This window comes from Actinomadura sp. WMMA1423 (assembly GCF_006547145.1).
Lineage (GTDB): Bacteria > Actinomycetota > Actinomycetes > Streptosporangiales > Streptosporangiaceae > Spirillospora.
In genome coordinates this window covers 2,388,297-2,409,083 of sequence record NZ_CP041244.1, presented here as the reverse complement: position 1 = coordinate 2,409,083, position 20,787 = coordinate 2,388,297, and the positions used below count along the sequence as shown (strand labels likewise).

The 20,787-nt window shown below is 72.5% G+C and carries 18 protein-coding genes; 9 read left to right on the top strand and 9 right to left on the bottom strand.

The features are described 5' to 3' along the window. From FKD65_RS11150 to FKD65_RS11130, 5 genes are all read right to left on the bottom strand, one after another. On the bottom strand, positions 1-1,920 hold the full coding sequence (locus FKD65_RS11150; RefSeq protein ID WP_240810083.1) for a prolyl oligopeptidase family serine peptidase: 1,920 nt from the start codon (positions 1,918-1,920) through the stop codon (positions 1-3). Positions 1,921-2,203: 283 nt separating this feature from the next. Beyond that, positions 2,204-3,208, bottom strand: a complete 1,005-nt coding sequence (locus FKD65_RS11145) for an amino acid ABC transporter permease (protein ID WP_141577382.1) — start codon at positions 3,206-3,208, stop codon at positions 2,204-2,206. Further along, on the bottom strand, positions 3,205-3,888 hold the full coding sequence (locus tag FKD65_RS11140) for an amino acid ABC transporter permease (RefSeq protein WP_141577381.1): 684 nt from the start codon (positions 3,886-3,888) through the stop codon (positions 3,205-3,207). The genes FKD65_RS11145 and FKD65_RS11140 overlap by 4 nt, the downstream gene beginning before the upstream one ends. 109 nt (positions 3,889-3,997) lie before the next feature. After that, the gene (locus FKD65_RS11135; RefSeq protein WP_141577380.1) at positions 3,998-4,867 is read right to left on the bottom strand and encodes a glutamate ABC transporter substrate-binding protein; all 870 of its coding nucleotides are present in this window, start codon (positions 4,865-4,867) and stop codon (positions 3,998-4,000) included. Positions 4,868-4,905: 38 nt separating this feature from the next. Beyond that, positions 4,906-5,628 (bottom strand): amino acid ABC transporter ATP-binding protein, encoded by a 723-nt coding sequence (locus tag FKD65_RS11130; protein ID WP_240810315.1) that lies wholly within the window; start codon positions 5,626-5,628, stop codon positions 4,906-4,908. Between the two features lie 283 nt (positions 5,629-5,911). On the opposite strand from FKD65_RS11130, the gene miaB reads away from it, so the two are divergent. Both miaB and FKD65_RS11120 read left to right on the top strand, forming a co-directional pair. Beyond that, complete coding sequence (miaB, locus tag FKD65_RS11125; RefSeq protein ID WP_302931594.1) at positions 5,912-7,441, top strand: tRNA (N6-isopentenyl adenosine(37)-C2)-methylthiotransferase MiaB; 1,530 nt, start codon at positions 5,912-5,914, stop codon at positions 7,439-7,441. A 55-nt stretch (positions 7,442-7,496) separates the two neighbouring features. Continuing rightward, the gene (locus FKD65_RS11120) at positions 7,497-8,207 is read left to right on the top strand and encodes a hypothetical protein (RefSeq protein ID WP_141577377.1); all 711 of its coding nucleotides are present in this window, start codon (positions 7,497-7,499) and stop codon (positions 8,205-8,207) included. On the opposite strand, the gene FKD65_RS11115 is transcribed toward FKD65_RS11120, so the two are convergent. Beyond that, on the bottom strand, positions 8,204-8,539 hold the full coding sequence (locus FKD65_RS11115) for an antitoxin (protein ID WP_141577376.1): 336 nt from the start codon (positions 8,537-8,539) through the stop codon (positions 8,204-8,206). The genes FKD65_RS11120 and FKD65_RS11115 overlap by 4 nt on opposite strands. A 135-nt stretch (positions 8,540-8,674) precedes the next feature. Between FKD65_RS11115 and miaA the strand changes: the two genes are divergently transcribed. Beyond that, positions 8,675-9,586 carry a tRNA (adenosine(37)-N6)-dimethylallyltransferase MiaA gene (miaA, locus tag FKD65_RS11110; RefSeq protein WP_141586739.1) on the top strand — a complete coding sequence of 304 codons (912 nt, stop codon included), beginning with the start codon at positions 8,675-8,677 and terminating at the stop codon, positions 9,584-9,586. Positions 9,587-9,594: 8 nt separating this feature from the next. Further along, positions 9,595-10,392 (top strand): diaminopimelate epimerase, encoded by a 798-nt coding sequence (gene dapF, locus FKD65_RS11105; protein WP_141577375.1) that lies wholly within the window; start codon positions 9,595-9,597, stop codon positions 10,390-10,392. 258 nt (positions 10,393-10,650) lie between these two features. Here dapF and FKD65_RS11100 read toward each other — a convergent pair whose 3' ends face one another. Both FKD65_RS11100 and FKD65_RS11095 read right to left on the bottom strand, forming a co-directional pair. Next, positions 10,651-12,612: a sensor histidine kinase gene (locus FKD65_RS11100; RefSeq protein WP_141577374.1), complete on the bottom strand. Its 1,962-nt coding sequence runs from the start codon at positions 12,610-12,612 to the stop codon at positions 10,651-10,653. Positions 12,613-12,909: 297 nt separating this feature from the next. Further along, on the bottom strand, positions 12,910-13,521 hold the full coding sequence (locus tag FKD65_RS11095) for a TetR/AcrR family transcriptional regulator (RefSeq protein WP_141577373.1): 612 nt from the start codon (positions 13,519-13,521) through the stop codon (positions 12,910-12,912). 103 nt (positions 13,522-13,624) lie between these two features. On the opposite strand from FKD65_RS11095, the gene FKD65_RS11090 reads away from it, so the two are divergent. The 5 genes from FKD65_RS11090 (at position 13,625) to FKD65_RS11070 (ending at position 20,011) form a co-directional block, all read left to right on the top strand. Continuing rightward, positions 13,625-14,632 carry a hypothetical protein gene (locus FKD65_RS11090; RefSeq protein WP_141577372.1) on the top strand — a complete coding sequence of 336 codons (1,008 nt, stop codon included), beginning with the start codon at positions 13,625-13,627 and terminating at the stop codon, positions 14,630-14,632. A 90-nt stretch (positions 14,633-14,722) separates the two neighbouring features. Next, positions 14,723-15,715 (top strand): ABC transporter permease, encoded by a 993-nt coding sequence (locus FKD65_RS11085; RefSeq protein ID WP_141577371.1) that lies wholly within the window; start codon positions 14,723-14,725, stop codon positions 15,713-15,715. Beyond that, positions 15,712-16,521, top strand: a complete 810-nt coding sequence (locus FKD65_RS45455; RefSeq protein WP_141577370.1) for an ABC transporter permease — start codon at positions 15,712-15,714, stop codon at positions 16,519-16,521. The genes FKD65_RS11085 and FKD65_RS45455 overlap by 4 nt, the downstream gene beginning before the upstream one ends. Continuing rightward, complete coding sequence (locus FKD65_RS11075) at positions 16,518-18,344, top strand: ABC transporter ATP-binding protein (protein WP_141577369.1); 1,827 nt, start codon at positions 16,518-16,520, stop codon at positions 18,342-18,344. The genes FKD65_RS45455 and FKD65_RS11075 overlap by 4 nt, the downstream gene beginning before the upstream one ends. A gap of 110 nt (positions 18,345-18,454) precedes the next feature. Continuing rightward, positions 18,455-20,011, top strand: coding sequence for an ABC transporter family substrate-binding protein (locus tag FKD65_RS11070; protein ID WP_240810082.1), 1,557 nt, complete (start codon positions 18,455-18,457; stop codon positions 20,009-20,011). Positions 20,012-20,045: 34 nt separating this feature from the next. Here the strand turns inward: FKD65_RS11070 and FKD65_RS11065 are convergent, their stop codons facing one another. Beyond that, positions 20,046-20,762 (bottom strand): hypothetical protein, encoded by a 717-nt coding sequence (locus FKD65_RS11065; protein WP_141577367.1) that lies wholly within the window; start codon positions 20,760-20,762, stop codon positions 20,046-20,048. Positions 20,763-20,787 lie beyond the last annotated feature (25 nt).

The following is a 20,787-nucleotide window of genomic DNA, read 5'->3' as shown; positions in this document are numbered from 1 at the left end:
TCAGCCGACCGTCAGATCGATGGGCTCGACGCCGCGCGGCTCGAACCCGAGGGTCTGGCCGTAGAACGCCAGCTCCGCCTCCAGGCAGCGGACGACCGTGTCGGCCTTGCGGAAGCCGTGCGACTCGCCCTCGAAGGTGAGGTAGGCGTACGGCATCTTCTTCTCGGCCAGCGCATGCGCGAACCGCTCGGACTGGTCGGGCGGGACGATCGGATCGTTGAGCCCCTGCAGCAGCAGGACGGGGCAGGCGGTCCGGTCGGCGCGGTTGATCGGCGAGCGCTCCTCGTAGGCGCGCTCGAAGCCGGGCAGGGGGCCGATGAGGCCGAACAGGTAGTGGGACTCGAAGTCGTGGGTGCTCTCGGCGAAGCGCTTCAGGTCGCTGATCCCGAAGTAGGACGTGGCGGCCTTGAACACGTCGGTCTGGGTGACCGCCGCGAGCGTCGTCCAGCCCCCGGCGGATCCGCCGCGTATCGCCAGCCGCTCCGGGTCGGCGATGCCGCCGTCGACGAGGGCCCGGGCGGCGGCGACGGCGTCCTCGACGTCGACCACGCCCCACTGGCGGCGCAGCCGCTCGCGGTAGGCGCGGCCGTAGCCGGCCGACCCGCCGTAGTTGACGTCGATGACGCCGATGCCGCGGCTGGTGAAGTACGCGCGCTCCATGTCGAGCACCGTGGACACCCGGCCGGTGGGGCCGCCGTGCACGAACACCACGTACGGGGGCAGCTCGCCCTCCGGCCCGGCCGCCTCCGGGTTGGTCGGCGGGAAGACGTAGGCGTGGACGGGACGCCCGAACGGCCCTTCCAGGCGTTCGGCGCGCGGGACCGACAGGTACGCGACGTCGGGCAGCTCGGCACGCTCCCGGCGCAGCCCCTCGACGCGCCCGGTCGTGGTGTCGACCCGCACCACCGAGGCCGGCAGGTCCGGGCCGCCGGCGATCCCCACGATCGTCGTGCCGTCCGTGGACAGCTGCGGCGCCCAGTGCTGGTAGGGGACCTCCAGGTCGACCAGGTCGAGCGTGTCGGTGTCGTAGACGCCGAGCCGCATGTCGCCCTCGCCGTGCAGGACGGCGAGGCGCCCGTCGCCGAGCAGCGCGTACGGCATCCCGCCGAGCTGCCACAGCGGCGCGGCGAACTCCTCCTCGGCCGGGTAGAGCGCCTGGGCGGACTCGCCGTGCAGGCCGACCTGGTAGATGTTCCACCAGCCGGGCCAGTCGGAGATCACGTAAAGGGACTCGTCGTCGCGCCACAGCGGCGCCAGGGCCGATTCGGTGAGCCCGCCCTTGACGGTCCGGGGCGCGACCGCGGCGCCGTCCTCGATGGCCGCCACGCGCACCTCGGTGCCGTCCCACGGCATGCGCGGGTGGTTCCACTGGACCCAGGCCAGGTGGCCCCCGCCGGGCGAGGGGACCGGACCCGCGTAGAACTGCGCGCCCGACACCATCTCGCGGATCGCTCCGGCGTCCCCGGCGGCGCTGCCGTCCAGCGGGACGGCGACGATGGCGCGCCGGATGCCCGTCACGGGCTGCTCGTCCGCGGCCTCCTCGCCCTCGGCGCCCTCGGGGGCGGGTTCGGCGATATGACCCTCGCAGACGCACCAGATCTCCGTCCCGTCCGGGGACAGGACGTAGTCGGCGTACCGCAGCCCCGCCGGCACGGCCGGTTCGGGCGTCAGCGGGTACGGCTTCGGGTCGCCCTCGTCGAGCCGGTGGAGCCGCTGGTCCTCATAGTTGGAGAACACGACGGACCAGCCCGCGGCCGTGCGGACCGGCAGGTACGACCGCCCGCCGTACTCGTGGACGCGGGTACGCGCGTCCCACGGCGCCTGCAGCAGCTCGGTGCGATGACCGTCCTTCAGATGGATGACCGTGGCCCGTCCGCCTTCCTCGGGCCGCGTCTCCTGCCACCACACGTCATCACCCATGACGGTGGGAAAGCTGAGGCGCAGCCGAGCGCGGGCGACATCGGCCGCAGAGATGGGTGAAGGCCATGAGCCGTAGGGAAGGGTCGCACGAGCGGTCATAACAGGAATCGTCCCGCATACGGGGATCGGTTGGGGCCATGACGGGCCGTTTGAGGTCGGAAAGATACAACCCCGTCCCCGGAAAACCCGCCGGTAACACCAGGGTTCGCCAGGTTCGACGCGTGAGGGGTGCCGCCGGAGTCCGGCGGCACCCCTCACGCGTCAGACCGGGGCGCGGTAGTCCTCAGGGGCGTGCCGCGCCCCCGCCGATCTGGCCGGTCGCGGCCATGCCCGGAGCGGGCGGGGCTCCGACGTCACCGCCCATCGTCCTGCCCGCCGTCTTGCGGCTGCGGCGTCCCCGGGCCTCCAGCCACGTGGCGAGCCGGCTCACCAGCATGTTGAGCGCGATGTAGATGATCGCGACGACGATGCCGGCCTGGAGCTTGTTGTTGTGGTAGTTGGCGGGCACCTGCCGGAACCCCGCCGACAGCAGCTCGGAGTAGGCGATGATGAACCCGAGCGCTGTGTCCTTGAGCAGGACCACGAGCTGGCTCACGATCGCCGGCATCATGACCGTGACCGCCTGCGGCAGCAGCACCAGGCGCATGACCCCGTTCTTGCGCAGGCCGATCGCGTAGGCCGCCTCGGACTGCCCCTTCGGGATCGACTGGACGCCCGCGCGCACCACCTCGGCGAGCACCGAGCCGTTGTACATCACGAGCCCGAACACGACGGCGGCGAACGCCGGCACCGTGATGGTCCCCGCGTTGATCTCCACGCCGAAGATCGAGAAGAAGTTGTCCACCAGCAGCCGCTGCAGGGTGCCGAACTGCGAGTCCGCGATGACCGGGCTGATCTTGTTCGGGACGAAGAACGCCAGGAAGATCAGGATCAGCAGCGGGATCGCCCGGAAGAACTCCACCACGACGCCGGCCGGGACCCGCAGCCACCAGTGGTCCGACAGCCGGGCGAGGCCGAACACCACGCCGAACAGGAGCGCGAGGACGGACGCCACCGCCGCGGCCTTCAGGGTGCTCCACAGGCCGGGCAGGATCAGCTTGTCCCAGACCGTCCACTCGAGGAACGGGGTCCACAGCTCGCTCTCGAACTGTCCCCGCTCGTCGAAGCGCCAGATCAGCGCCGCGAGGAGGGCGAGCAGCACGGCGGTCGTGACGACGGTCACCGCTCTGTTCCGCGCGCGCGCCCGGGGCCCGGGGGCGTCGAACAGGACGGTCGCTTCCTTGCTCATCGGGCCACCGCCATCCGCTTGTGCAGCCAGCCGAAGAAGAATCCGGTCGGCAGGGTGAGGATCATGAAGCCGATGGCCACGCCGATGAACAGCGGGAGCGCCCCGCTGGTGAACGAGGGCAGGTCCAGCAGGTCCTTGGTGACCGCGGCGGCCTCGCCGTAGCTCGCGGCGGAGGCCACGGTGGTGTTCTTGATCATCGCGATGAGGACGCTGCCCAGCGGCGCGATGACCGAGCGGAACGCCTGCGGGAGGATGATGATCCGCAGCGACTGGGTGAAGGTCAGCCCGATCGAGCGGGCCGCCTCCGCCTGCCCCAGCGGCACGGTGTTGATCCCCGCCCGCAGCGACTCGCAGACGAACGCCGCCGTGTACCCGGACAGGCCGAGTACCGCCCACCAGTAGTACGTGGTGGAGGTGGAGTCGGAGAACTTCAGAGCCAGGACGTCGTTGAGCCCGAGGCTGCACAGCAGCAGGACCAGGGTCAGCGGCGTGTTGCGCACGACGTTGACGTAGGTGGTGCCGATGACGCGCAGCAGCGGAACCGGCGCGACCCGGAAGCTCGCGAGAACCGTGCCGATCAGCAGGGACAGGACCGCGGAGAGGGCGGCGAGCCGCACGGTCGCGTAGAACCCGTCGAGGATCTTGTCGAAGTTGTCGAAAAACGCGCCGAAGTCAAACATTGCTCAGCTGTTCCATGGCGGTCCAAGGGGTCGGGCCATACCGGGACCCTCCGGGGAGACGCGTACGCCTTCCCGGGAGGGCCCCGGCGTGACGATGTTCAGCCCAGGATCAGGCACAGCCTTCCATCTGCGGCGCGGTCGTGACGAGCTTGAGCCCGGTGCCCGCGAAGTGCTTGTCCAGCAGGGTCTTGGCCGTGCCGTCGGAGTACATCTGGGCGATGGCCTTGTTGACGGCCTCGCAGGTCTCCGTGTCGCCCTTCTTGAGGCCGACGCCGTACTTCTCGTCGGTGAAGGGGTCGTTGATGACCTTGAAGGCGCCCTTCTGCTGGTTGGCGAAGCCGGCGAGGATCAGGTCGTCGGTGCTGACCGCGTCCACCGCGTCCGACTTCAGCTTGGCGACGCAGTCGGAGTAGCTGGAGGCGTCCACGAGGGTGACGCCCTTGATGTTGAGCTTGCCGTCCGGCGGGCCCTCGGTGATGCGGCGGAAGGAGTTGGAGCCGGCCGCCTTGCAGAGCTTCTTGCCCTTGAGGTCGGTGGCCTTCTTGATGTTGGTGTTGTTGGCCTGGACCATCGTGTCCTGGTGGGCGACGTAGTACGGGCCGCCGAAGGTCACCTGCGCCTTGCGGGCGTCGGTGATGGAGTAGGTGGCGACCACGAGGTCGACCTGCCCGCCGCCGAGGAACGACTCGCGGTTGGCGGAGGTGGTCTCCTTGAACGTGATGCCGTTCTCGGGGACGCCGAGCGACTTGGCGATGTACTTGGCGACGTCGACGTCGAAGCCGTCGTAGCTGCCGTCGGGCTTCTTCAGGCCGAGCGCCGGCTGGTCGAACTTGATGCCGATGGTCAGCTTCTTGTCGTCCTTGGCCTTCTGGACGACCGTCTTGGCCTCGGTCTTCTCGGTGTCGCTGCCGCACGCGCTGAGCGCCAGCGACAGCGCCATCCCCGCCCCGATGAGGGCGCCGAAACGACGTACTCGCATTTTCGTCCTACCTCTGCTCTCTGCCGGAGCCCCGCGGCTCAGTGCGTGAGGATCTTGGAAAGGAAGTCCTTCGCGCGCTCGGTCCGCGCGTTGGTGAAGAACTCGTCGGGGGTGTTCTCCTCGACGATCTGGCCGTCCGCCATGAACACGACCTTCTGGGCGGCCCGGCGCGCGAACCCCATCTCGTGCGTGACGACGATCATGGTCATGCCCTCGCGGGCCAGTCCCGTCATGACGTCCAGGACCTCGTTGACCATCTCCGGGTCCAGCGCCGAGGTGGGCTCGTCGAAGAGCATCACCTTGGGCTTCATCGCGAGGGAGCGCGCGATCGCCGCCCGCTGCTGCTGCCCCCCGGACAGCTGGGCGGGGTACTTGTGCGCCTGGTTGGCGATGCCGACCCGGTCGAGCAGTTCCATCGCGTGCTTCTGCGACTCCTGCTTGCCCTGCTTGCGGACCTTGATCGGCCCGAGCATGACGTTCTCGAGGATCGTCTTGTGGGCGAACAGGTTGAACGACTGGAACACCATGCCCACGTCGGCGCGGAGCCTCGCCAGCTCCTTGCCCTCCTTGGGCAGCTCCTTGCCGTCCACGAGGATCTTGCCCTCGTCGATCGGCTCCAGCCGGTTGATCGACCGGCAGAGGGTCGACTTCCCGCCGCCGGAGGGGCCGATCACGACGACGACCTCGCCGGAGTCGACGGTGAGGTTGATGTCCTTGAGGACGTGCAGCTCGCCGAAATGCTTGTTGACGTGCTCGACCACGACGAGGGGCCGGTCACCTGCGGCGGCCGGCTCGGGGAGGGAGTCCTCCGGCCCGGTCTCGGTGAGCTCGGGCCCGCTTTCGCTGTCCGTCATGGGCTCGGACTTTACGTCATCGCCGCTGCTGCCCGAGTTGCCCTGCGGTACCGATACGATCACGAATACCCACGTCGGACGGGGTTCGGCCGTGGCGGAGAGTGATCATCAAAGCTGGCGGCGGGGTGCGTCGCCCGTTCGGCCATGTCCCGGTGGGCCCGTACCCTGGATGACTGTCATGAGTGCGCCTATGGAGACGGCACCGCGTACGTACGAGATCCGTACCTACGGCTGCCAGATGAACGTCCACGACTCCGAGCGGCTGTCCGGTCTGCTGGAGTCGGCCGGGTACGTCCGCGCGGCCGACGCCGAGCCCGACGTGGTGGTGTTCAACACCTGCGCGGTGCGGGAGAACGCCGACAACCGGCTCTACGGCAACCTCGGCCACCTGCGGCCCGTCAAGGACGGGCATCCCGGCATGCAGATCGCCGTCGGCGGATGCCTGGCCCAGAAGGACCGCGACACCATCGTCAAGCGCGCCCCCTGGGTGGACGTCGTCTTCGGCACGCACAACATCGGGTCGCTGCCCGCGCTGCTCGAACGCGCGCGCGTTCAGAGCGAGGCGCAGGTCGAGATCGAAGAGTCGCTGGTGACCTTCCCCTCGACGCTGCCGACGCGCCGCGAGTCCCCCTACGCCGCGTGGGTGTCGATCTCCGTGGGGTGCAACAACACCTGCACGTTCTGCATCGTCCCGTCCCTGCGCGGCAAGGAGCGCGACCGCCGGCCGGGGGAGATCCTCGCCGAGGTCGAGGCGCTGGTCGCCGAGGGCGCCCTGGAGATCACGCTGCTCGGGCAGAACGTCAACGCCTACGGCTCGGGCTTCGGGGCGCTGTCGGCGGCGCCCGACGAGGTCCGCGCGATGACGCACGGCGGGCAGTCGGCGTTCGCCGGGCTGCTGCGGGCCTGCGGCGACGTCGAGGGCCTGGAGCGGGTCCGGTTCACCTCGCCGCACCCCAAGGACTTCACCGACGACGTGATCGCCGCGATGGCGGAGACGCCGAACGTCATGCCGTCGCTGCACATGCCGCTGCAGTCCGGCTCGGACGGCGTGCTGCGCGCGATGCGCCGCTCGTACCGGCAGGCGCGCTACCTCGGCATCATCGAGAAGGTCCGGGCGGCGATCCCGGACGCGGCGATCACCACCGACATCATCGTCGGCTTCCCCGGCGAGACCGAGGCCGACTTCGAGGAGACCCTGCACGTCGTGCGGGAGGCCCGGTTCGCCTCGGCGTTCACGTTCCAGTACTCCAAGCGCCCCGGCACCCCCGCGGCGACCATGGACGGCCAGCTGCCGAAGCAGGTCGTCCAGGAGCGGTACGAGCGGCTCGTCGCGCTGCAGGAGGAGATCTCCTGGGCGGAGAACCGCAAGCAGCTCGGCCGGACGCTGGAGGTGCTGGTCGCCGAGGGCGAGGGCCGCAAGGACGAGGCGACGCGCCGGCTCTCCGGCCGGGCGCCCGACAACCGCCTGGTCCACTTCGGCGTGCCGGAGGAGCCGGTCCGTCCCGGCGACATGGTCACCGTCGAGATCACCTACGCCGCGCCGCACCATCTGGTCGCCGACAAGCCCGCGCTGGGCGTCCGCCGCACCCGCGCGGGCGACGCGTGGGAGGCCCGCCAGGGCGGGGACGGCGGGGCCAAGGGCGTGTCGCTGGGCATGCCGTCGATCGGGCGGCCGGCCACGCCGGCCGCGCCCGCGCCGGGCTGCTCGACCCGCCCCTGAACTCCGCCATGATCGGGTCGACCTTCGCGGCCCCGCCCGCCCTCTAGGAGGCAGCGTGCTCGTATCGGCGGCGGTGTGCCCGCATCCGCCCCTCCTCGTCCCGGAGATGGCCGGGGAGGCGGCAGCGGAGCTGGACGCGCTCAGGGGGGCATGCGACCAGGCCGTCCGCCGCCTGGCGGGAGGCGACGCCCTGATCGTGGTCGGTGGAGGGCCGGAGACCCGCCCCTACGAGGCGGACGCCTACGCGACGCTGCGCCCCTACGGTCTCGACTGGACGATCCCCAGCCGGGTCAAGAGCGGCGCCGAGGCGCTGCCGCTCTCGCTCACCCTCGGCTTCTGGCTGCTGGAGCGGCAAGGCCTGGGCGCAGGGGCGCGCTACCAGGCGGTCGCCTTCGACGCCCGTCCTGAGGACTGCCTGGCGCTGGGGCGGGAACTCGCCGAGTCGGCCGACCGCGTCGCGCTCCTGGTGATGGGGGACGGGTCGGCGTGCCGGTCGGAGAAGGCCCCCGGTTACCTCGATGAGCGCGCCGCCCCCTACGACGAGAGTGTGGCGCGCGCGCTCGGCCGGGCCGACGCCGGAGCCCTGGCCGCCCTGGATCCGGAACTCTCGCGGGACGTCCAGGCGGCCGGTCGCGCGGCGTGGCAGGTGCTCGCCGGCGCGGCCGCCAAGGGCGGCGCCTTCACCAGTGAGCTCCTCGCCGACGAGGCGCCGTACGGCGTCGGCTACCTCGTGGCGGGCTGGTCGCTGACCGGCGGGCCCGCCTAGGAGGGCTGCCCGCCCGTTCCGCCGGGGCGCTCTCCGGTGCCGCCGGGGCGCTCTCCGGTGCCGCCCGTGCCGCCGGGCTGCTCGCCCGTGCCGCGGGGCTGCTCGCCCGTGGCGCCGGGCTGCTCGCCCATGCCGCCCTCGTGCCCAGGCTGCCCGCCCTCGCCGCTCTCGCGGTCGATGTACTTGCCGGCCTGCTCCTGGACCCGGTCGACCTTGTCGGCGTACTTGCCGCCGGTACGCTGGTCGAACATGTCACCGGCCTTCTCGACGCCCTCCCTGGCCTTGTCGGAGTGCTGCCCGAGCATCTGCTTGACCTTGTCGACGATCGACATCGAATCCCCCCGGATCCCTCGTGCCGTTCGGCGCGGCGGGCCCGGTCCGGCGGGCCCGGCTCGGCGCCCGTTCATTCCGGCCATACCCGTTCTGTTGCCACAATCAATCCCGTGACCCCACCCAATGCCCCGCACGTGATCGCGGTCGTCGGCGCGACGGCGGCCGGCAAGTCCGACCTGGCCGTGGAGCTGGCGCTCCGCCTGGACGGCGAGGCCGTCAACGCCGACTCGATGCAGCTGTACCGCGGCATGGACATCGGCACCGCGAAGCTGCCGGCGGACGAGATGCGCGGGGTCCCGCACCACCTCCTTGACGTGTGGGACGTCACGGCCACCGCGAGCGTCGCCGAGTACCAGCGGCTCAGCGCGGAGGCCATCGCAGGGATCAGGGGCCGGGGGCGGCTGCCGGTCCTGGTCGGCGGGTCCGGGCTGTACGTCCGCGCCGCCCTCGACCACCTGGAGTTCCCGGGGACGGACCCGGCCGTGCGCGGGCGCCTGGAGGAGGAGCTGGCCCAGGCCGGGCCCGGCCCCCTGCACGAGCGGCTGCGCGGCCTGGACCCCGCCGCCGCCGAGGCGATCCTGCCGAGCAACGGGCGCCGGATCGTGCGGGCCCTGGAGGTGATCGAGATGACCGGCCGCCCGTTCACCGCGACGCTGCCCGAGCACCAGTACCGCTACGACTCGGTCGTGCAGATCGGGCTGAGCGTGCCCCGAGACGAGCTGGACGAGCGCATCGCCCTGCGGGTGGGGCGGATGTGGGAGGCGGGCCTCGTCGACGAGGTCCGGGAGCTGGAGAAGCGGGGGCTCCGCGACGGCCTGACCGCCGGGCGCGCCCTCGGCTACGCGCAGGTGCTGCGGTTCCTCGCGGGGGAGTGGAGCGAGGAACAGGCCAGGGAGGACACCGTCCGCACGACGCGGCGCTTCGCCCGCCGCCAGGAGTCGTGGTTCCGCCGCGACCCGCGCGTCGAATGGCTGACCTACGACGCCCCGGACCTGGTCGATCGCGCCCTGGCGCTGGTGAGCCGGGGGGCGCCGGACCCCATATGATCGAAGCCATGCGGTTCGTCAAGGGGCACGGCACCGAGAACGACTTCGTGATCCTCCCCGACCCCGACGGCGTCCTCGACCTCACCGCGGAGGCCGTCAGGCGGCTCTGCGACCGGCGCGCCGGGATCGGCGCCGACGGCGTCCTGCGCGTGGTCCGGACGAAGGCCACCGGGTCCGACGCCGACGCCGAGTGGTTCATGGACTACCGCAACGCGGACGGCAGCATCGCCGAGATGTGCGGCAACGGGGTCCGGGTCTTCGCCCGCTACCTGGTCGACGCGGGCCTCGCCCCGCCCGGGGAGTGGGACCTCGCCACCCGCGCGGGCCTGCGTCGCGTGACGCTCGGCCCGTCCGGCGACGTCAGCGTGGAGATGGGCCGGCCGGAGCTCCTCGGCCCCGCCGAGGCCTCCCTCGCGGGGGCGGCCTTCGCCGGCGAGCGGGTCAGCGTGGGCAACCCCCACCTGGCCTGCCGCGTCACCGGGCCGGTCGCCGCCCTGGACCTGTCCCGCGCCCCCGGGTTCGACCCGGCCGTCTTCCCCGACGGGGTGAACGTCGAGTTCTTCCGCGGCGTCGGGGAGCGGCACGTGGAGATGCGGGTGTTCGAGCGAGGCTCGGGCGAGACCCGGTCGTGCGGCACCGGGACCGTCGCGGTCGCGGCGGCCGCCGCCGGCGGCACCGGCGGCGGCGAATGGACGGTGGACGTCCCGGGCGGCCGGGTGACCGTCGTCCTCGACGGCGCCACGAGCCACCTGAGGGGCCCGGCCGTCCTGGTCGCCGAGGGCGAGACCCGGCCCGGCTGGATCTGACCGGCCTTTACTCCCACCTGCACTGGTATGGGCGCCGGTGCGGGTCCCGGCACAGACGGGACAACTGTCCCTCTCCAGCGGGACCATCCGCCGCATAACTTCTCTCTTGCACACCCTCTGGTGAATGGCCCGTATGGACCGGGATGGGAGCCCCGGGGCCGTACGGAGCCTGAGGGCCGGTGGCGACCTTCTTGGCGGGGGGCGGTCACCGGCCCTCCCACCAGGAGGTGCGGCGCCTCAGGGCTCTCGGGGGAGCCCTCAAGGTGAGACGCCGTTGACCGGCAGCCTGGCGCGGACGAGAGTCCCGCCCTTGGGGCCCGGTCCCACCGTGCACGAGCCGCCGAGTTCGGCCGCACGTTCTCGCATGGAGGACATGCCGATGCCGGAGCGCACCTGATCGGGAAGCCCCACACCGTCGTCGTCGACGGTGACGTGCAGATCGCCGTTGAGATGCAGCAGCACCTCGGCGCAGCCCGCGTTGGCGTGCCGGTGGACGTTCGTCAGCGCCTCTTGGACGATCCTGTACGCGGCGACCTCCGCGGCGGCCGGCAGGCCCTTCAGGTCCCCGACCACGCGCACGTCCACCTGCGGGCCGTCCCCGCCGGCGACGACGCCGCCGAGCGCCTTGATCGCGCCCTCCAGCCCGAGGTCGTCCAGCGCGGGCGGGCGCAGGCCGTACACGAGCTCCCTGATGTCGCCGATGGTGCGCCCCATGGTGGCGCGCAGGTCCTCCAGCAGCCCGTCGACCGCCTCGGGGTCGGTCTTCAGCGTGATGCGCGCGGCGTCCACCGTCATGGCGAGGCTGGCCAGCGTCGGGCCGAGTCCGTCGTGCAGGTCGCGGCGCAGCCGCCGCCGCTCCTCCTCGCGCGTGCGCAGGATGTGCTCGCGGGACCGCTGGACGTCCGCGGACAGCCGCGCCGCGTTCGCCAGCTCGGCGAGGTTGCGGGCGAGGACGTTCGACAGCCGCGCGTCCGGCGTGCGGGTCACGCCGAACAGCAGCCGCCCCACCGGCTCGCCGTGCCACACCAGCGGGATGAGCTGCGGGCGTTCGCCGAGCACGCCGTCCTCCGCCGAGACCGTCCGGCCGTCGCGGTCCAGCACCTCGATCACGACGCCGGTCGCGTGCAGGGCCGAGCGCGCGACCTCGGCGGCGACGGCGAGCGCGGCGCCCGGGTTCGCGGCCGTCTGCAGCCGCCGGTTGAGGCGGTCGGCGATCCGGTACGGGTCGCGCTCCCCGTGGATGAACGAGTCCACCATGCGCTGGAGCCGCCGCCGGACGGGTTCGAACACCGCGCCCGCGACGATCGCCCCGGCGAGCCCGGCGAGGGTGCCCCGGCCGTGCGCGAGCAGGCTCGCGGTGCCGACCAGGGCGAAGTAGACGCCGGTGATCACGACCACGAGGCCCGCGTACACCAGCGTCCGGCTGACCACGAGGTCGATGTCGTACAGCCGGTAGCGGGTGATCGCGATCGCGATGCAGATGGGGACGGCGACGATGGTGAGGTCGCGCAGCGGGTCGCCGATCGGGCTGTTCTCTCCGACGAAGATGATCGCCTCGGCGACGATGCCCGGGTAGACCACCCACGCGATCTGCCGCCGGACGTCGGGCGGCGCCTGGACGAACCGCACGGCCACCGAGAACAGCCCCGCGGCCAGGGCGGTGATGATGAGGGCGCTGATGGGGAGCGGGATCCGGTCGAACGGGTAGACCGAGACGCCGTTGTGCCAGGTCCGCACGTCGGGGTCGATGGTCAGGTGCACGCAGACGACGACCGGGACAAGGCAGGCCAGGAGGAGGACCGGGCGGAACCACCGCGACACCAGGCGACCGTCCGGGAAGACCAGCGGCAGGACCAGTGTCAGGGCGTAGGTGTCAACGGCCCACAGCCAGACCGCCAGCCATTGGACGAAGCCCGCCCCGGGCCGATGGTGCAGCTCCAGCCAGGGGCCGAGGTTGAGGGAGAGCACGTAGAGCGAGGCGCTGAAACCCGCGCCCACCATGAGCCATGCGACCTTCAGCCCCGGCCGGTGGCGCAGCAGGACGGCGCCCACGGGCGTCCAGGCGAGGGCGACCAGGATCTCGGGGTGCCACCACACCATCCGCATGTCGGACGGGAGGACGCCGCCGATGACCAGGGACGCCGCGACGGAGGCGACCGCGGCCAGCGCCAGGAGGGCGCCCGTGCGCCCGGCTGCGCGGTCGTGCTCTTCCGTCTGCATGCACTCTCCCCGCCCGAAAGTAATGGAATGTTAAAACGCCCAGCTCCCTGTCCAGCAGTCCAAAACGCGTCCGCCTCAGGACACCGCTGATCGGGTTGGGCGGAGAACTCCCCGTCGGCGGGTGCTGGCGGACGTGTCGTGATGGTAACCGGGCAAACGCCCGAATAGAACGGAAAGCCCAGGTCAGCGTCCCGTATCGGCCGCATCCCGGATGCTCCCGCGCACTCTGCGTGGCGATGCGGGCGCGGTCGGCGCGCCGGACGCGGGCGGGACCGGGGTTTCGGGCGGGGTCGCGCGTCAGGTCGTGAGAGTCAACATGCTGTCGCGCGTCAGGGCCTTCACCCCGCGCCTCATGTCCTCGGGGGTGAAGTCCTTGAGGAGGAGGCGCTGGATCAGGAAGCCGGGGAAGAGCGCGAACAGCGTCTTTCCGGCGGCCGCGACGTCGGTGTCGGCGGGAAGCAGGCCCGCGTCGACCAGCCGGCGGACGTAGCGGGTCCAGGTGTCGCGCAGGCCGGTGACGTTGTCGGCGACGTACGCGGCGATCTCGGGGTCGTGCGTGGCGAGTGCCCAGGCCTGGGGCGCGAGCCGGAGCGGGCCGTCCTCGTCGGACAGGGCGACGACCCGGGCGGCGAGCCGCTCGGCCACCTCGTCGACCGGGAGTAGCGGGTCGCTCTCGGCGAGCGCCGCGAAGAACGCGCGCAGGTCGCCGATCACGGTGGCGATGTTCGCCTCGATGATCTCGTTCTTGCTCTTGAAGTACCGGTAGACGGCGCCGGCGGAGAGCCCGGCCTCGGCGAAGATGTCCTGCATGGACGTCGCGTGGATGCCCTTGCGGATGAAGCACGTGCGGGCCGCCTCCAGGATCTGGCGGCGGCGGCGCTCCAGGTGCTCCTCGCTGACTCTCGGCATGGGTCCAATTTAAAACGAACGTTCGTTTCTTGACAAGCCCGGAGCGCGGTGCGACCCTGGCGGCGACCAAAGAGAACGGACATTCGTTTTTTTGGAGGAGATCTTGCGGTCCTCCTTAGCCGCACGCGCCGCCGCCGTAGCCGTCGGCGCGGCCCTTCTGCAGCTCGTCATGATCGTCGCCTTCTCCTGGCCCGCCGCGCGGACGGCGCCGCGCGACGTCCCGGTCATCGTGGCCGGCCCGCGGGCCGCCGCGGTCGCCGACCTGCTCGACCGGCGGCGGCCGGGCGCCTTCGACGTCCGGATCCGTCCCGACGAGGCCGCCGCGCGGGCCGCGATCGCCGATCGCGAGGCCTACGGCGCCATCGTCACGGCGCCGTCCGGCCCGAAGGTGCTCACCGCCTCCGCGGCCTCGCCCCTCGTCGCGCAGCAGCTCGGCGCGATGGCCGCGGGGCTCCGGCCGGAGGGCGCGGGGGCCTCCGCGCCCGTCCGGGACTCCGCCTCCGCCGCCGTCCAGGACGTGGTCGCCGCGGATCCCGACGACCCCCGCGGGGCCGGTTTCGGCGCCCTCGCGCTGCCGCTGGTCATGTCCGGGCTCGCGGCCGCGGTGCTGCTGACGTTCGGCGTCCCGTCCCTCGCCTGGCGCTTCGCCGCCGCGGTGCTCTTCGCCGTGCTGGGCGGGCTGGACGTCGCCTGGATTGCGCAGGGCTGGCTGTCGCTGCTTCCGGGGTCCTACGCGACGCTCGCCGGGGTCATGTCGCTGAGCATCCTCGCCGTGACCGGCACCGTCGCCGGCCTGGCCGCCGCCGTGGGCCGCGCCGGGCTCGGCCTCGGCGCGCTCACGCTGCTGCTGCTCGGCAATCCGCTGTCGGCGGCGACGTCGGCACCGGAGCTGCTCCCGCAGCCGTGGGGGACGATCGGCCAGTACCTGCCGCCGGGGGCCTCGGCCACACTGCTCCGGTCGGCCGCGTTCTTCGACGGCGCCGGGGGAGCGGGCCCTCTCGCCGTCCTGGCCGCCTGGGCCTGCGCCGGTCTCGCGCTGATGGCTCTGGGCGGGCTGCGGCGGCGTTCGAGGGGCGAGGCCGTACCCGACCGCGAACCGGTGCCCGCCTGACCTTCCCCGGGGTGAATCCCGGCGATCGCATGCGCTTTGCGTGCCTACTCAATAGCATTCTGTGACTCTTGGGTGGTCGGAGGGAGGCCGGTGGCGGCGTTCGTGGTCCGGAGGCTGGCGAGCCACGCGGTGCTGGCCGTGCTGGCCGCCAGCCTCGGCTACCTGCTCGCCGCCGCGGCGCTCGATCCGCGGGCCGCTCTCGAAGGCCGCGCCGCCCGTCCGCCGGAGGCCGTCGTCGACGCCCGGCTCGGTGCTCTCAACCTCGATGACGGAACGCCCCTGGCCGAGCGGTACCTCACCTGGGCCGGGGGCGTCCTGCGCGGTGACTTCGGCCGGACCTGGGACGGCGAACCGGTCGGCGCCGAACTGTGGCGCCGCCTCGGTGTCAGCCTCCGCCTGGTTCTCCCAGGGGCCGTCCTGGGAGGCGCGATGGGGGTCGCCCTAGGCGCCTTTGCCGCCGTCCGGCATGGCCGTGCCGCCGACAGGCTGATCTCAGGCGGTTCCTACCTGCTGCTGGCGGTTCCCGTGTTCGTGCTGGCGGTGCTCTTACAGATCCTCGCCGGGACGGCGAACGACGCCGTGGGCATGCGGATCTTCGCATGGGTGGGCGAGGCCACGCCGGGGGCGTCTCACGGCGTGGTCTGGGGCGTCGCGGATCGAGCGCGCCATCTGCTGCTTCCCACGGCCACGATCGCGCTCTGCCAGGCGGCTCTCTACGCCCGCTACCAGCGGGGCCTGATGCTGGACGTGCTGCACGCCGATCACGTGCGCACCGCGCGGGCCAAGGGGCTCCGGCGGCGCGACGCGCTGCTGCGGCACGGGCTGCGGACCGCGCTCGTCCCGATGGCGACCTACTTCGCCTACACGGCGGGCCTGGTGCTCCTCGGCGGGGTCTTCACCGAGACGGCGTTCGGCCGGCACGGCCTCGGGGAGTGGCTCGTCGACTGCGTCTCCCGGGGAGACGTCAACGCCGTGGCCGCCGTCGAATGCCTCGCCGCCTGCGCCGTCGTCCTGGCGGCTCTAGCATCCGACGTGCTGAGCGCCGCGCTGGACCCCCGCGTCCGCGCCGGGGCCGGGCCATGACCGGCCGCCGGAGCGCGGTGGCCGGGGCCGTCCTGCTCGTGCTGCTGGCACTGCCGGCGTTCGCCGGGCCGCTGGTGTCGCCGTGGGGCTGGGACGAGACCGACTTCGCGGCCTTCCGGCAGGGGCCGTCCGGCGACCACTGGCTCGGCACGACGCAGAGCGGGCGGGACGTCCTCGCGCTCACCCTGCGCGGGGCGCGGAACTCGCTGTCGGTCGGGTTGTGCGCCGCGGTCCTGTCGACCGGGATCGCCGCCGTCGCCGGTACCGCGGCCGGATTCCTGGGCGGGCGCGCCGACCGGATGCTGATGCTGGGCGCCGACCTGCTCCTGGTGCTCCCGTCCTTCCTCGTCGTCACCGTACTGGCGTCCCGGCTCACCGGAGGATGGCCCGTCCTCGTGCCGGTGCTGGCCGCGTTCATGTGGATGGTCACCGCCCGCGCGGTGCGGGCCGCGACGCTCTCGCTGCGGGAGCGCGAGCACGTGCTGGCCGCCCGGTTCCTCGGCCTGGGCGCGCCGCGCGTCGTCGCGCGCCACGTGCTGCCCCATCTGGCGTCGCTGCTGGTCGTGGACGCGAGCCTGAACGTCGGCGTCGCGATCGCCGCCGAGAGCGGGCTGTCCTACCTCGGGTTCGGGGTGCGGCCGCCCGACGTCTCGCTCGGCGCGGTCATCGCCGACGGCCAGGGCGGGGCGACCGCGCTTCCGTGGGCGTTCGGGTCCGCCGCCGGGACGCTCGTCCTGATCGTCGTCGCGGTGAACCTGCTCGGGGACGGGCTGCGGGACCTCCTCGACCCGGAGGCGCGGCGTTGACGGTCCTGCGGGTCGAGGGACTGACCGTCCGGCACGCGTCCGGGGCGCGAGCCGTGCGCGGTGCGGGCTTCACGGTCGACGCGGGGGAGGCGCTCGGGATCGTCGGCGAGTCCGGAGCGGGCAAGACCGCCCTGGCGCTCGCCCTGACGGGCCTGCTGCCGGAGGGGGCCCACGCGGCGGGGAGCGTGCGGCTGCGCGGTGAGGAGCTGCTGGGACGGACCGACGCCGAGCTCTCCCGCGTGCGCGGCAAGGATCTGGCGATGGTCTTCCAGGATCCGCTGTCGGCGCTCTCGCCCGTCCGGACGGTGGGCGACCAGATCGCCGAGGCCGTCCGGATCCACTCGGCGGCGAGCCGTCCGGCGGCGCGCGCCCGTGCCGCGGACCTGCTCGGACTGGTCGGCGTGCCCGACGCGGCGCGGCGTGCCCGCTCCTACCCGCACGAGCTGTCCGGCGGGATGCGGCAGCGCGTGATGATCGCCATGGCCGTCGCCAACGACCCGGCCGTCATCGTGGCCGACGAGCCCACCGCCTCCCTGGACCCGTGCGTCCAGGCGCGGGTGCTGGACGTCCTGCGGGCGGCCCGGGAGGCGACCGGCGCCGCGATCGTTCTGATCAGCCACGATCTCGGCGTCGTCGGGGGGTTCGCCGACCGCGTCCTGGTGATGCGCGCGGGGGAGGTGGTGGAGGCGGGCGAGGTGGAGCAGGTCTACCGGCGGCCCCGGACGCCCTATGCGAGCGGCCTGCTGCGCTCGTGGCCGCGTGCGGGTGATGTGCGGGTCTCCCGGCCCCGGACCGGCCGTCCGGTCGTACTCCAGGTGGACGGCCTGGTCCGCCGCTATCCCCGCCCCAGAGGGGTGCTGGCACGGCGGCGGACCGGGGAGGTGCGGGCCGTGGACGGTGTGAGCTTCGACGTCCGAGAGGGGGAGACGCTCGCGCTGGTAGGGGGGTCGGGGTCCGGCAAGACGACGACGCTGATGGAGATACTGCGGCTCTCCCGCCCGCAGGAGGGGCGCGTCACCGTCTTCGGCCACGACACGTCCGCCTTGCGTCCTGCCCAGCGCAAGGCGCTGCGGAAGGACGTCCAGGTCGTGTTCCAGGACCCGTATGCCTCCCTGAACCCTCGGATGCGGGTGTCCGACATCATCGCCGAACCGCTTACCACGCACCGCGTGCCGATCGGCGGTCGCGTTGAGGCGCTCCTGGCGCTGGTGGGCTTGGAGCCCGGTCATGCGCGGCGCTATCCTCACGCGCTTTCAGGGGGGCAAAGGCAGCGTGTGGCCCTTGCCAGAGCGCTCGCCTTGGAACCCCGCTTGCTGCTCTTGGACGAACCTCTGTCGGCCCTGGACGCCGTCGTGCGGGCGGACGTCCTGAAGGTCTTGGAGGGGCTCCGGGAACGCCTCGGCTTGGCGTGCCTGTTCGTGACCCATGACCTCGCCCTGATCGGGGGCTTCGCCGACCGGGTCGCGGTCATGCACAAGGGCCGCGTCGTGGAGCTTGGGCCGGTCGCCGATGTGTATGCCGCCCCCGCCCACCCGTACACGCGGACGCTGCTGGACGCGATTCCCTGGCCCAGTCCGGTGCGTGACCGACGTCCCCGCTTCCTTCCGCTTGGCGACCCGTCCGATCTCGAGCCCGCGGTCCTGCCGCTGGGCTGCCGCTTCCGGGCCCCCTGCCCGTCCTACGCCGCGCTCACCTCCGACGACAGGCAGTTATGCGAAGACCACGATCCGATGCCGCGTGCTCTGGGAGCGGACCACTCCGCCGCCTGCCATCATCCGCTCGTCTCGGCGGCGGCCCAGCAACGAGAGAGGGCCGAGCCATGAGGCGCGTCCTGGCCGCGGTCCTCCTCGGGACCGCGCTCTTGGCCGGTGCCGGGTGCACGGCCCCCGAAGGGCCTGCGTCGAGCGCGTCCGGGCGGCTGCCGGCGGCGGACATGAATCCGACCCCGCGCGACCGTGTCGCGAACGGCGGGACGCTCCGCTGGCCGCTGCCCGAGTTCCCGTCCCAGTGGAACTCGGGCCACGTCAACGGCGCCAAGGGCGCGGTCGAGCACGTCCTCCAGGGTGTCATGCCGTATCTGATGCGCTTGGACGAGAAGGCCGTCCCGCGTCCTGTTCCGGAGTATCTGGAATCGGCCGCCCTGAAGCGGACCCGTCACGGCCAGACCGTCACCTACAGGCTCAACCCGCGCGCCCAGTGGTCGGATGGGAGACCTATCGGATACGCCGATTTCCGGGCGCAGGCCCATGCCCTGTCTGGACGCGACCCCCGGTACGAGGTCTCGGCCGTCACCGGTTACCAGCAGATCCAGCGGGTCGAACGCGGCTCCGACGAGCACGTGGTCGAGGTGACGTTCGCCCATAGGTACGCGGACTGGCGCGGCCTGTTCAGCCCCCTGTATCCGGCCGCCGCCTACTCCGACCCACGCGCGTTCAACACCGCATGGGCGGACCGCATACCCGTCACGGCCGGGCCGTTCAGGTTCCAGGGGATCGACCGCACGGCCAAGACGCTCACTCTGGTGCGGGACCCGGCGTGGTGGGGCGCGCCTGCGAAACTCGACCGGATCGTTTACCGCGCCATGGCCACCAGCGCGATGCCCGGCGCGTTCGCCAGCAGCGAGATCGACCTGATGGACGTCGGCCTCGACGCGGACGCACTGGAACGCGTCCGGCGCGTCCCCGGCGCCACCGTCCGGAGGGCGGGCGGGCCGGACTGGCGGAACTTCACCCTCAACGCCGCCGGACCCGTCCTGTCCGACGCACGGGTGCGGCGGGCCGTGATGCTCGGCATCGACCGGCGCGCCATCGCGCGGTCGGACCTGTCCGGCCTCGGCGTGCCGGTCCAGCCGCTCGGCAACCACTTCTACGTCGGTACCCAGGCCGGCTACCAGGACAATTCCGGTGAACTCGGCGCGTACGACCCCGCGCGGGCCCGGCAGCTCCTGGACGAGGCGGGCTGGAGACCGCACGGCAGGTACCGCGCCAAGGCGGGCCGCACGCTCGCGCTGCGGTTCGTGGTGCCGTCGGGGGTCCCCATCAGCAGGCGGGAGGGGGAGCTGACACGCGCACTGCTCGAACGCGTGGGCGTCCGGGTGGACATCCAGGCCGTCCCCGCCGACGACGTCTTCGAGCGGTACGTCACGCCGGGGAACATGGACATCGTCCCGTTCTCCTGGCTCGGCACCTCGTTCCCCGCCTCGGAGATGAAAGCGGTGTTCGCGCGGCCGCGCGGAGGCAACGTCCAGCAGAACTACTCCAGGATCGGGAGTGCCGCCATCGACGCCGTGATCGACCAGGCCATCGCGGAGGTCGAGCCGGACAGGGTCCACTCCCTGGTGAACAGGGCGGACCGGCTCATCTGGCGCCAAGCGTCGGTCCTGCCGCTGTACCAGCGCCCCCAGATCGTCGCCGTGCGCGCGGGCCTCGCCAACGTCGGTGCCGGCGGCTTCCTGGACCCCGTGTATCAAGACATCGGCTTCACCCGGTGAAGCGCGGGCCCGTGGGGCTCTCGGATCGGTCGGGTCAGGGGAAGGCGAGCTCGATGCCCTTGCGGTCGCTGGTGTAGCGGGCGTTCCACACGTACAGGCGCAGGTCGTCCGCGGAGAGCCCGTCCTCGACCGGCAGGTCGGAGGCGATGCGGACCACGTAGGAGGCGCCCGCCGGCATCATCGTGTCGCCGCCGTCCTCGACCGGCGCCTTCGCCCCGGCGACCCTGGCGGTGATCTTGCTGTGGTTGGGGAGCGTGCACATGTCGTCGGGGATGCCCGCCTGCGGCATGCACCGCTCCTGCGCCGACGAGGGGACCTGCGACTTCGGCATGAACAGGTCGGCGGGGAAGTCCAGCAGGACGGGCCGCCGCTGGCTGTTGGTGAGGACGTAGTCGGCGTAGGCGTAGGTCGTCCCGGACGGCGGGGCCTGCGTGGCGCCGAGCGGCTGCCGGGACGTCCCCGCCATGACGGCGGCGAGGTTGTAGCCGTAGCCCTCGGGGGTCGTGAAGCCGAGCGGCGGGCCGGCCTTCGGGGCGGGCACGGACGGGCCGGCCCCGCCGTCGCCCTGGCCGGCGAGGCTGGGCGGTGCGGAGGCCCCGCGCTCGCCCGTGCCGGGCCGCACATACACGATCACGCCGGCCACCGCGGCGATCCCCAGGGCGCCGGTGACGGCCCCCGCGAGGCCGAGCCTTCCTGCCTGGCTCTTCTTCCTGCGGCGGTGCGAGCGGTACGGCTGGCGGGTGTTGGCCATGTTCGCTCCCTCGGGCCCTCTCCGG